We start from the raw sequence: 11,685 nt of genomic DNA, 5'->3' as shown, positions 1-11,685 counted from the left end.
GCCGACTACTCAGCGGCGTCGGCAGCCATCGCCTCACGCAAGCTCCTGGGCCGCATGTCGGTCCAGTTCTGCTCAACGTAGCCAAGGCAATTCGCGCGGCTGTCCTCCCCGAACGCAACGCTCCAACCGGCCGGCACCGCGGCGAACGCGGGCCACAGGCTGTGCTGGCCCTCGTCGTTCGTCAGGACGTAGAAGGCGCTGCCGTCATCGTCAAACGGATTGGTACTCACCGCTTCTCCCCCGCGTGTCAGTCCCTATGTCGGACGAAGCTTCAGAGACGCCGAGCTCAGCACCGAGCACCCGATCGGACAGCAGGCCCAGGCAGCTCAGATTCGGAAATCCCGGTCCCGCATTGATGCCAGATAGATTGGGCAGCACCAGCTTTGGTGTGATCCCGGCGATCGCCAGATCACGATCGATGGCTTCCTCGAGCCGCTGGCCGGTCAATGGTCCGTCCAAAGCCCGCTCCAGTAGCTCCACGGCGCCCGAATCGAGCAACGGCAGAAACCACAGCGGGTCGGCGCCGGAGCCGTCAATGACGAGGTCGAAGGCGTGCAGGGTCTCCAGCGGCTCGCCGCGTCGGTCGGTAGAGAGCGTGATCCAGATCTTGTCGTCACGGGCGCCTGCGCGGGCGACCCGACCACGCAAGTGCTGGATCCGCTCGTCGGCCAGCAGCGACTCCTGCACCCGCGCGGAGAAGACGCCGCGGTCGGTGCGCGCGATACAGTTGCGCCGCTCGGCCAGGCTGAGGCTGCCCCAGCCGGTGGGATCGGAGAACAGTGAGTTCTCGAAGAACCCCTCGCCGCGGGTGAACAGCGTCGCTTGCGGCGAGATCGCCGTGATCGCCGAAACCCGGTGGTGGAACAACTCATTGAGCATCGACGCGGCTGTCTCACCACCACCGATGACGGCGACGTTCTCGGCAACGATGCGATCGTGGCCGGAGGCACGCTCCCAGAACTGCGCGATCGACAACACGTGCGGGTCGCCCGAAAGCATCGATCGCTCCGGCTGACCCGGGCCGGTGATCATCAGACGTTCCGCGGCGAGATTGGACTCGCGGGTGTGCAACACCCACTGCGAATCCTCGACCGAGATCTGAACCACCTCGCCGCGAACGACTTTCAGGTCGGCCACTTCGGCAACCCAACGCAGGTACTGCCCCCAGGTGTCGTGCGCGGGCGCCGGCCTACCGCGGTCGATCCAGCCGACGAGAGCGCCGGTGGCAACCAGATACGAGTGCCAACTGAAGCGCATCATCCGCTCGTCGACCTCGGAGTCGCGGCCCGGCACCAACGTCGACCGATACGGGAAGCCGACATCCTTCTCGGGACTGGTACCCAACCGCTGCCGGCCGTCGGTCCAGCCTCCGCCGGCCTGCCAGTTGGCCGCCACATCTTTGCTTTCGACCGCAATGACTTCGGGCACGGAAACGCCCATCTCGCGCAGCACCGCAGCTTTCGCTGCCACCGCAACGGCTTTCGCGCCGGCCCCCAGGATCGCGAGCGTCCCCGTCATCTCCGACCGGCCTGCCGTAGAACGCGAAAGGGGTAAGGGTGGCATCCCCCGATCGCCAGCGTGCTGGCGAAAGATGCGCCGCCCACAGTCCCACCCCCATCTGCTTAGCTCAGGCTGTCCTAACTTTTAAGTACGCTACCCTACTGTCGTGGGGCGGTAAGCGCACGCCCCGAGGGAGCTATCGAGTGCCTGTCACCACTGAGCAGCCGGGGACCCAAACAGCCTTGAACGGATTCATTCCTTTTTCGCCGGAGCGGGCGGCGACCTACCGCGCGGCCGGCTACTGGACCGGCCAGCGCCTGGATTCCGTGTTGCGGCAAGCGGCCACGACCTGGCCCGATCGCGTGGCTGTCGTCGACGCCACCGGCAGCCATACTTTCGCCGAACTCGACAGGCTCGCCGACCGGGCCGCCGCCGGGTTTGCCGCCCTGCCCGTCGCACCCGGCGACCGCGTACTGCTGCAGTTGCCCAACTCGTGCCGGTTCGCCATTGCACTGTTCGGGTTGCTGCGCGCCGGCGCCATCCCGGTGATGTGCCTGCCCGGGCACCGGTTGGCCGAACTCACTCACTTCGCGGGCGTCAGCGGCGCGGTCGGACTGGTCATCGCCGACACCGCAGGCGGATTCGACCACCGCCCGATGGCTGAACAACTCATCGCCGAGCACCCCACGCTGCGCCACGTCGTCGTCGACGGAGAACCCGGCCGCTTCCGGTCCTGGGCGGACCTGGCCGACGGGGCCGTGCCCGAGCCGGCGATCGACCCCGCTACCCCCGCGCTGCTACTGGTATCGGGCGGTACCACCGGACTACCGAAACTGATTCCCCGCACGCACAACGACTACGTCTACAACGCCACCGCCAGCGCGCGACTGTGCGGGCTGACCGAAGCCGACGCGTACCTCGTCGCGCTACCCGCAGCACACAACTTCCCGCTGGCCTGCCCCGGCATTATCGGTGCGATATCCGTCGGCGCCACAGTGGTTTTCGGCGACGACCCGAGCCCCGAGGCCGCCTTCGCCACCATCGACCGGCACGGTGTGACCGTCACCGCACTGGTTCCGGCATTGGCCAAACTTTGGGCCCAAGCCTGCGATTGGGAACCGGTCACGCCAAAGACGTTGCGGTTGTTGCAAGTTGGTGGATCGAAGCTGGAGCCCGAAGATGCCCGCCGGGTGCGCGAGGCGCTGACACCTGGACTGCAGCAGGTGTTCGGGATGGCGGAAGGACTGCTGAACTTCACCCGCCTGGACGACCCGCAAGAACTGCTCGATCACACTCAGGGCCGCCCGTTGAGCGCGGACGATGAAGTGCGGGTCGTCGATGCCGCCGGTGAACCGGTGCGCGCCGGCGAAGAGGGCGAACTGCTGGTGCGCGGCCCCTACACGCTCAACGGGTATTTCCGCGCCGAACGCGACAACGAACGCAGCTTCGACTCCGACGGTTTCTACCGCAGCGGCGACCTGGTCCGCCGCAGGGACGACGGCTACCTGGTGGTCACCGGACGGGTCAAGGACGTCATCTGCCGATGCGGTGAAACCATCGGCGCTGCCGACATCGAAGAACGCCTGCTGACCCACCCGGGTATCTGGTCAGCCGCCGCGGTACCGCTGCCCGATCCCGATCTAGGCGAAAGAATCTGCGCCGCGGTGGTTTTCGCCGGTCCCCCGGCCACTCTTGCCGAACTCAACGCCCATCTCAACGAGCGTGGCGCTTCCACGCATGCCCGGCTCGACCAGCTGGTCGCGCTGCCGTCGATGCCCACCACACCGATCGGCAAGATTGACAAGAAAGCGATCATCGCGCAGCTCGCCGCACGGTAAAACCGCCACCGCGCGCCGCGCGAAAACCGTGGCTCAACGCTGCCCGCAGCACTCCCAACATGCAGATCGTCGGTCGCTTGGGGTAAATTCTATGAGTCTTCTATAGCAGACGGTAGTGTTCACTAAGTTCGTCGGCGGAACGGGGGTGCCGGACATGCTTACCGGTCTGTTTGGCCTGTTGACCGTGGTCTTCCTCGCCATGGTGCTGATTCTGGCTGTCGTTGCATCTTTTTATGTGCGCCGCCTTCGCCACCGGGAGTCAACTCCGATCAGCGAAGAAGTGGGCGGCGCCACCGCGGTCGTTCGCAAACTGCGCAAAGGCGAGCCCATGACGTCCGAGGAACTCAACTATGCGAGGCAAGTCGTTGAAGATCGCGGATCACTGATGGGGCTCGCCATCCCCGGCATGATCTTCATGCTGGGGTGCTTCTATGTGTTCGGCAGTCTTGAACATCTGCATGGCGCAACACCGTCCGAACGAACATTCCTCGGGGTGATCCCGATGTTCACCTCCACGAACCTTGCGCTCCGGATGCTCAGCAGCGCGAGATTGAAAAGGCGCCTCAAAAAAGTGACTCCCAGCGACGCCGTTTCCGGCAACCCAACTCCCAGCGGCGCGCTCGCATGAGCGGTCATTCAACCGGCAGGACTGTGCTGGAGCGGACGTGGATCCCACTGGTCGGCGTCGTTGTCATCGGCGTCGGCCTGGTGGGTATGTGGAAGGTGCACCAGGGTTCCGAACCCTCGCCTGTCCCCACCGTCAACGGTCCGCAGGCACCGCCGGACTTCAACCCCAAACAGCTCACGTATGAGTTGTTCGGCTCTGCCGGGGACGGCGGGATGCTCGTCTACGTGGATGTCGACGGCCATCCACACCGGGTTGATGTCACGACGTTGCCGTGGTCGCACACCGAAACGACCACGCTCACTGTGGTTTCCGGGAGCATCTCGGCGCAGGTTCACGGTGGTCAGGTCGGCTGCCGGATTCGGGTGGACGGCATCGTCCGCAACGAACAGTCCGATGACCATCAGGATGCGCACGTCTTCTGCATTGTGAAATCCGCATGAGCGAACCCACCACCGAGCCGTTGCGCGCGCCCGCGAACGAGCCCGAGGACGCGCCCAGAGTGAGGCGACCGTTCGTGCCGAGAATGGTCCGTGTCCTGTCCATCCCGATCATCGTCTTCTGGGCACTCATCGCGGTGACGACGAATACCTTCATGCCTCAGGTGGAGAAGGTCGCAGAAGAATTGGCCGGGCCGATGGTCCCGCACTACGCGCCGTCGCAGCGGGCCTTGCTGCACATCGGGGAGAAGTTCCACGAGTCCGACTCGACCAACTTGACCATGGTCGTCTTTGAGGCCGACCGACTGTTGGGCGCTCAAGATCACCACTACTACGACGATTTGATGCTTCGGTTGAAGCGCGACACCAAGCACGTGCAATACGTGATGGATCTGTGGGGCAAGCCGTTCACCGCGTCCGGAGCGCAAAGCGTCGACGGCAAGTGCACCTACGTGTTGTTGCGACTTGCGGGCGACATCGGCCAAATTCAGGCGAACGAGTCCGTCAACGCCGTGCGGGACATCATTAAGAAGGACACACCGCCGCCGGGGCTCAAGGTGTACGTCAGCGGCGCGGCTCCGCTCGCCTCGGACACGTTGAGTATCGCGAACGCAAGCCTGAACAACGTCACGATCGTGACGATTTTCCTGATCCTGGCGATGCTGCTACTGGTCTACCGCCGCTTCTCCACCCTGCTGGTGCCGCTGGCCGGAGTCCTGATCGAGATGCTGGTCGCCAAGGGGATTGTGTCCACCCTCGGACATCTCGGCTACATCGAACTCTCGTCGTTCGCGGTCAACATCGTCATCGCGCTGACCCTGGGAGCCGGGACCGACTACGGCATCTTCCTACTCGGGCGCTATCACGAGGCGCGACAAGCCGGCGAAAGCCGAGAAGACGCCTACTACACCGCCTACAAGGGTGTCACCCCGATCATCATCGGCTCGGGCCTGACGATCGCAGGGGCCTGCTACTGCCTGACTTTCGCGCGGCTCAACTACTTCCACACCATGGGACCGGCCGTCGCCATCAGCATGCTGTTCACCATCGCAGCAGCCATGACGCTGGGTCCGGCAATCTTGACCGTAGGCAGCCTGTTTGGGTTGTTCGAACCGAAATCGAAGGCCAAGGCCCACCTCTATCGCCGGATCGGGGCGAGCGTGGTGCGGTGGCCGGTACCGATCCTTGCGGCCAGTTCGGCCGTGGTCATGATCGGGGCGATCTTCGTGCCGACCTACCAGCAGAACTACGACGACCGTCAGTACCAGCCGGCCAAAGCGCCCGCCAACCTGGGGTTTGAGGCGGCGGATCGACACTTCCCGAAGAGCAAGCTGTTCTCCGAGATGCTGATGGTCGAGACGGACCACGACATGCGGAACTCCGCCGATTTCATTTCGCTGGACCGGGTGGCCCGCAGTCTCATTCGGCTGCCCGGCGTCGCGATGGTGCAGAGCATCACCCGGCCGATGGGCCGGCCGCTGGAGCGCGCCAAGATTCCCTACCTGTTCACCACACAGGGCAGCGGGAATGGGCAGCAACTGCCGTTCAACAGGCAGCAGAACGCCAATACCAATGAACAGGCAGAGATTCAGACGCACTCCGTCGAGGTCCTGCGGAAAGAAATCGGCTTTTTTCAGGACATGGCCGATCAGATCCACGCGACGGCACTGACCGTCGAAGATCTGCAACGAATCACCGAGCAGATGAATTCGCAGATTTCGAACCTCGACGACTTCTTCCGGCCGATCAAGAGTTACTTCTATTGGGAACGCCACTGTTACGACGTCCCGCTGTGTTGGGCGTTCCGGTCGGTATTCGACACGCTCGACAACATCGACAAGCTGGCCGCAGACATCAACGACGCCAGAACGTCCATCGATGCGCTGGACAAAATCGTGCCGCAGATCATCGTCCAGTTGAAGCTGACGGCTGATGACACTGAGGCGCTATCGGCTCTACTGGTCAAGTCCTATGGTTCCGCGGATCTGCAATCGGTGCAGACAGACCAGACATTCGACGACATGGTCAACGTGGGACTCGATTTCGACGCGGCCCGCAGCGACGACTTCTTCTACATCCCCCGCGAAGGTTTCGACAACGAAGACGTCAAGACCGGCATCCAACTCCTGATGTCACCGGACGGCAAGGCTGCCCGGTTCATCGTCACCCACGAGGGCAACGCCATGGGGCCCGAAGGCGTCCAACACGTCGACCAATTCCCCGGCGCGATAACCACCATTCTGAAAGAAACCTCGTTGACCGGAGCCCGGGTTTACATCGGCGGCTCGGGGTCCAACGACAAGGACATCAAGGAATACGCGATGTCCGACCTACTCATCGCCGCGATCGCGGCGTTCGTGCTGATCTTCCTGATCATGCTGGTGATCACGCGAAGTCTGTTCGCCGCCTTGGTCATTCCCGCAACGGTGGCATTCTCCTATGCCGGCGCATTCGGGCTTTCAGTGCTGGTTTGGCAGCATCTCATCGGACTGCACCTGCATTGGCTGATCTTGCCGCTGACATTCATCATTTTGGTCGCGGTGGGTTCGGACTACAACCTGCTGCTGATCGCCCGGGTCAAAGAGGAAGTGCACGCCGGGATCAACACCGGCCTCATCCGCGCGCTCGGAAGCACCGGTGGTGTGGTGACGTCCGCGGGTTTGGTGTTCGCCTTCACCATGCTGGCGATGCTCACCAGCGACCTCCGCACGATCGGTCAGATGGGATCGACCGTGTGTATCGGTCTGCTGCTCGACACGCTGATCGTGCGTTCCTTCGTGGTGCCGTGCATCATCCGGATTCTGGGGCCGTGGTTCTGGTGGCCGACGTTCGTGCGCGCGCGTCCGCTGCCGGCGCGGATAACCGCGCGCGCCGGCTAGATGTTCAGGCCGGAGAACATCACCCGGCCGGGATCGTACTTCTGTCGTACCGCGCTCAGCTTGGACAGGTTCGAGCCGAAATAGCGCGCGGGCGATTGACCCGCCTCGATGTAATTCACATAGCCGCCAACGGAATTGGCGCGCACCGCTTGGTGTGCTGTGTTGAGCCAGTCGGTCGCTGCCGAAGGGGAACCGGACGTTTCGACGTACCACTGCACCAACGCGGTCTGCTTGCGCCAGGGAAAGGCGGTGGCGGCGGGTGCCACCGTGGCCATGGCACCGTCGAGCGCATGCATGATCGCCAACATGCGACCGGCGTTGCGCGGAAAGGCCTCGACCGCCGACGCGATCCCCTGCGCGACGGCCGCGTTGACGGTCGGAAAGACATCGGAACCACCGACATAGCCGAGCGGTGCCGGATTGAGGTTGTTGACGGCCAGATACCGCACCAGGTCCATGTAGTTGAACGTGTGATTCTCGATCCCGGTCGGTTGCACTCCGACGGCGGACGTGATGGCGGTCGCTGCGCTGTTGCCCGATCCCACCGGGCAGGTCGCAAGGATTCGACAGTGGGTGCCGCCCGCGTCGACGGTGGCGTCGGCCAAGGCCCAACTGTTTGTGTCGGCACTGCGCAGCCAGTTCTGCCAGCCGACCAGGACCTGCGCGAAAGCCTGCGGCGGGAAGCTGAGATTAACGGCGTCAACGTCTTTGGTGGCGAAGGTGTTGAAGGTCAGCGAGGTGGTGACCCCGAAATTGCCGCCACCACCACCGCGCAACGCCCAGAACAGATCGGGGTTGCTGGAGGCCGAGGCCGTCACCGCCTGGCCGCCGGGAAGCACCACCGATGCGGACGTCAACTGGTCACACAACATGCCCGCATGCCGGGACTGGGCTCCTAGCCCGCCACCGAGCGCGTGCCCGCCGGCCCCGACCGACGGGCAGGTACCCGTCGGGATGCCCCTGCCCGCCGCGGCCAACGCCTCATGGATCGCATACAGGCTGGTCGCGGGCGTCACTGTGACCTGCCCAGAGGAGACGTCATATCTGATGTCCCCGGGCAACTGGCGCAGGTCGATCACCATGGCGCCGTTGGCCGTCGAGCCCCCGATATAGGAATGGCCACCGCTTCGCGGCGCGATCTTGAGATGGTTGGCGGCGGCGAACGCCACAGCCTTCTGCACGTCCGCTGGTGAAGTCGGTGTAACGATCACCGCCGGGGTGGAGCCGTTGTAGTTGGTGTTGAAAACTTGCTTGGCCGAGTCGAATTGGCCATCGCCGGGCTTCAGCACCCGCCCGCCCAATGCCGCGGAGAGGCCGTCCACGCCAGTGGGACTCGGGTCCGCGGCCGCTCGACCCGTAGCGAATACCGCACCGGCCGCCAACGCGCCTGCGGCACCCCGCAGAAACGCCTTCCGCGAGATCTCACGGGCAGCCGGGCGCAGCGGGCCGGCATCCCGCGCATACGTCACGCTCCGAATCCTCAGCTAAGACAAGGCAAGAACCCCGACGACGCCCGCGCTGTTGCGCGAATACAACCCAAATGTGCGCAAATCTTTACCGACGTCGGGGCCGAAGAAAGCAGCTGTTACGCACTACCGAAGGTGGCCATCGCCTGCCGCGCAGCCGAGGCCAAAGCACCGGCGCTCTCGTAACGGTGTTTGGGTCTTTCGCCATACCGCGAGCGATGACGTGGTCGATGCTGGCCGGAATACCGGGATAAAACTGGCTGGGTCGTGGGACTGGTTGCATGATGTGACCGCCGATGACGGCTTCGACGGTATCGACGGGGTAAGGCTTCCGCTGCGTACGGACGCGAAACGACTGATCCTGCGAATGCGGTGGCGAGAAGACCTTCAGTGCGACCTTGGCACCCTTGACTGTGTGCTCGGCTTCGTACACTCGGCTGAGTCTCCCGCGACCGAGCAACCGCAACAGTCGATACGGACCCAACTGCACCCCGACTCGACAGGAAGCGTCGCCGCCGAGGTCGACTTCCTCCTTCAGCCGGTTGACAGCCTCGGATAAGGTGAGTTCGCGCAATTGCAAGGCAGGGTCGAGGTCGATGGCGCAAAACATGCCGACACCCTTAAGGGTCTGCCCGCCAATGGAGTTCGAGTCGTAGTCGGCGAATTGGACTGTGTGCAGCTGGCCGCTGAGGGTGAGGAGCCGACCGCACACTGCGCAGCGTGGTGGTCCACCCGCGAGGCTCACCCGACCGACGCTACCGGTGCCGCAAGGCGGTGTCATCAATCTGCCGGCGACTCGCGATTGCGACTGTTGGGACACTTAAGCTGAATCGATGTGGCGGGATGACGCGCGACGCGGCGCGCATCCGTCGCTGCGTGCGGTCGCAGCATCGCACGTGCTCCCACATAGCCAGTCTCTGGGCATGGGAATGGACCCCAGCGGCCGTTTCCTGATCGCCGACGGCGACCCGGCGCGGCTGTGGGATATCAACACCGGCCGCTGTCTGCTGACCATTGCGAAGTTCACTGCCGATACCGTCAATTGGGCATTCTCCGCAGACGGCAACACGTTGCTCACGAGCGGCCAGAATCGCAATGCGCGGCTGTGGGACTGCACTTCCGGTCGGCTGATCCGCGAGTTGCGGGGTCATTGGCGAAGCGTCAGCTGTGTCGATCTCAGTGCCGACGGGCTTACGGCCGCAACAGGTTCCGATGACGGTCGGGTGCGGACCTGGGATGTGGCGACTGGACGGCGACTCCAAACACTGCGCGCGCGCAACGGACCTGTCTTCTCCGTCGCTGTCAACCGCGACGGCACCGTGGCCCTATGCGGGAACAGAGGCTCGGCCAGCACCTGGAACGCCAGTACCGGGCATCGACTGCACACGGTCGCAGACTTGGGCGGAATCGCGTGGGTCGTGCAACTCGACGACGACGGACGCACCGCCCAGGCTTTCGCGGACGAGACGACCCGACTGTGGGAAGTCGCAATGGGCAACGGAGACAGAGCCTTCCGGTCCGCACCGACTGCTGGCAAGCAAGCACACTCGCCGCTCGCGGTGACATCGCAGTTGCCGGCGACATCTTCGGGACGGCGACGGTATGGGATGTGGCCCGCGGGGAGGTGCTGCAGACCCTCGCCGGCCACAGCCGAAAGGTCACTTCGATTGCGGTGAGCGCAGATTCGCGCATCGCACTCACCGGCAGTGACGACACGACGGCCAGGATCTGGGACCTCGAATCCGGCGTATGTCTCAGGATATTCGACGAGCACACCGGTCCGGTGGACTCAGTAGCTCTCAGCGCCGACGCATCGATCGCCGCCACCTGTTCGCACGATCTGCTTCGCATATGGACTCTGACTTGAAACCCAACTAGTTGACGGCCACGCCCGTCGACTCTGCCATTGACTAATGTCACCATTTGGTATTGACTGCGTTGCATGACGGACGACGATGTCCCTTCCCGCGGTTCGCTGCGGTCTCGCACTGCGGCAACAGTCAGTGCCCGCACCATGAGACGGATCGGCGGACTGGTGCCTCCCGAACGTGCCTGGGGGGTCTGGTTCTCCCGCCAGTTGATAGCCCACACCATGAACACTTTCGGCCCGTCGCTCAAAGGCACTCGCGTTGAACAGGTCGATACCCGGCTCCCCGACGGTCGGCGGGTAAAAGGCGAATGGGTGCATGGGCCTCGCTCGTCGCCCGGAGCACGATCAGATGGGGCCATCTACTACGTGCACGGCAGCGGTTTTGTCGTGTGCTCGCCGAAGACGCACCGGCGGCTGGCATCCTGGCTTTCCTCCCTAACGGGCTTGCCGGTGTTCAGCATCGATTACCGGTTGGCTCCGCGCTACCGATTTCCCACCGCCGCTGACGATGTGCGGGCCGGCTGGGACTGGCTCGGCAAGATCTGCGGTGTACCAGCGGATCAGATTGTTGTTGCGGGTGATTCGGCCGGCGGCCATCTCATCGTCGACATGCTGCTGCAGGCCGATGTTGCCGCCGTCCCGCCAGCCGCGGCGGTGCTGCTTTCACCGCTGTACGACGTCACCTTCGGGCTCTGCCTCGAACGCGAGCTGATAAGTCCTGACCCAGCCGCCAGTGCCGCCAATGCCATCCGGCTGGTCAGCCTCTATCACACGGGCGTCGACCCGGCCCATCCGCGGCTCCGGCTGAACGTGGCCGAGGGTCCGTTGCTACCACCGACACTGATCCAGGCGGGCGGGGCCGAGATGCTGCAAGAGGACGCTCGCCATCTCGCGGCCGACATCGTGGCCGCCGGCGGCAGTTGTGAATTGCAGATCTGGCCCCACCAGATGCATGTGTTCCAGGCGCTGCCGCGGATGACACCGGATGCCGCCAGAGCGATGGCGCACGTCGCGCGTTTCATCTCCGCCGCGTTGACCCGCAACGTCACCGCAAAGGCAGGCTGAAA

The 11,685-nt window shown here is 64.1% G+C and carries 11 protein-coding genes; 7 read left to right on the top strand and 4 right to left on the bottom strand.

Annotation, left to right across the window (positions count from 1 at the left end):
• Nucleotides 1-5 precede the first annotated feature (5 nt).
• Complete coding sequence (locus ACZY1I_RS15485) at nt 6-230, bottom strand: MbtH family protein (protein ID WP_463755329.1); 225 nt, start codon at nt 228-230, stop codon at nt 6-8.
• A complete protein-coding gene (gene mbtG / locus ACZY1I_RS15480; protein WP_463755328.1) occupies nt 211-1,518 on the bottom strand; it encodes an NADPH-dependent L-lysine N(6)-monooxygenase MbtG in 1,308 nt (435 codons plus the stop codon). Before mbtG ends, ACZY1I_RS15485 begins: the two co-directional genes overlap by 20 nt.
• 185 nt (nt 1,519-1,703) lie before the next feature.
• On the opposite strand from mbtG, the gene ACZY1I_RS15475 reads away from it, so the two are divergent.
• The 4 genes from ACZY1I_RS15475 to ACZY1I_RS15460 all read left to right on the top strand — a co-directional run bounded on the left by ACZY1I_RS15475 (nt 1,704) and on the right by ACZY1I_RS15460 (nt 7,282).
• Complete coding sequence (locus tag ACZY1I_RS15475; RefSeq protein ID WP_463755327.1) at nt 1,704-3,338, top strand: (2,3-dihydroxybenzoyl)adenylate synthase; 1,635 nt, start codon at nt 1,704-1,706, stop codon at nt 3,336-3,338.
• A 154-nt stretch (nt 3,339-3,492) separates the two neighbouring features.
• Nucleotides 3,493-3,966 (top strand): hypothetical protein, encoded by a 474-nt coding sequence (locus ACZY1I_RS15470; protein WP_463755732.1) that lies wholly within the window; start codon nt 3,493-3,495, stop codon nt 3,964-3,966.
• Entirely contained in the window at nt 3,963-4,406 is a 444-nt protein-coding gene (locus ACZY1I_RS15465; protein ID WP_463755326.1) for an MmpS family transport accessory protein, read from the top strand. The genes ACZY1I_RS15470 and ACZY1I_RS15465 overlap by 4 nt, the downstream gene beginning before the upstream one ends.
• A gap of 83 nt (nt 4,407-4,489) precedes the next feature.
• Complete coding sequence (locus ACZY1I_RS15460; protein WP_463755731.1) at nt 4,490-7,282, top strand: MMPL/RND family transporter; 2,793 nt, start codon at nt 4,490-4,492, stop codon at nt 7,280-7,282.
• Here ACZY1I_RS15460 and ACZY1I_RS15455 read toward each other — a convergent pair.
• Nucleotides 7,279-8,724: an FAD-dependent oxidoreductase gene (locus ACZY1I_RS15455; RefSeq protein ID WP_463755730.1), complete on the bottom strand. Its 1,446-nt coding sequence runs from the start codon at nt 8,722-8,724 to the stop codon at nt 7,279-7,281. The genes ACZY1I_RS15460 and ACZY1I_RS15455 overlap by 4 nt on opposite strands.
• A 112-nt stretch (nt 8,725-8,836) precedes the next feature.
• Nucleotides 8,837-9,493: a hypothetical protein gene (locus tag ACZY1I_RS15450; RefSeq protein ID WP_463755325.1), complete on the bottom strand. Its 657-nt coding sequence runs from the start codon at nt 9,491-9,493 to the stop codon at nt 8,837-8,839.
• 88 nt (nt 9,494-9,581) lie between these two features.
• Here ACZY1I_RS15450 and ACZY1I_RS15445 point away from each other — a divergent pair, with 88 nt between their 5' ends.
• The 3 genes from ACZY1I_RS15445 (at nt 9,582) to ACZY1I_RS15435 (ending at nt 11,683) form a co-directional block, all read left to right on the top strand.
• Entirely contained in the window at nt 9,582-10,424 is an 843-nt protein-coding gene (locus ACZY1I_RS15445; protein ID WP_463755324.1) for a WD40 repeat domain-containing protein, read from the top strand.
• Nucleotides 10,358-10,615, top strand: a complete 258-nt coding sequence (locus tag ACZY1I_RS15440; protein ID WP_463755323.1) for a WD40 repeat domain-containing protein — start codon at nt 10,358-10,360, stop codon at nt 10,613-10,615. The genes ACZY1I_RS15445 and ACZY1I_RS15440 overlap by 67 nt, the downstream gene beginning before the upstream one ends.
• A gap of 75 nt (nt 10,616-10,690) precedes the next feature.
• Nucleotides 10,691-11,683 carry an alpha/beta hydrolase gene (locus ACZY1I_RS15435; protein WP_463755322.1) on the top strand — a complete coding sequence of 331 codons (993 nt, stop codon included), beginning with the start codon at nt 10,691-10,693 and terminating at the stop codon, nt 11,681-11,683.
• Nucleotides 11,684-11,685: the final 2 nt, after the last annotated feature.

The sequence above is a fragment of the Mycobacterium sp. IDUB_37 genome (assembly GCF_055419245.1).
Note: the sequence above shows the minus strand (reverse complement) of the source record. Positions and strands in the feature narration are given on the sequence as shown.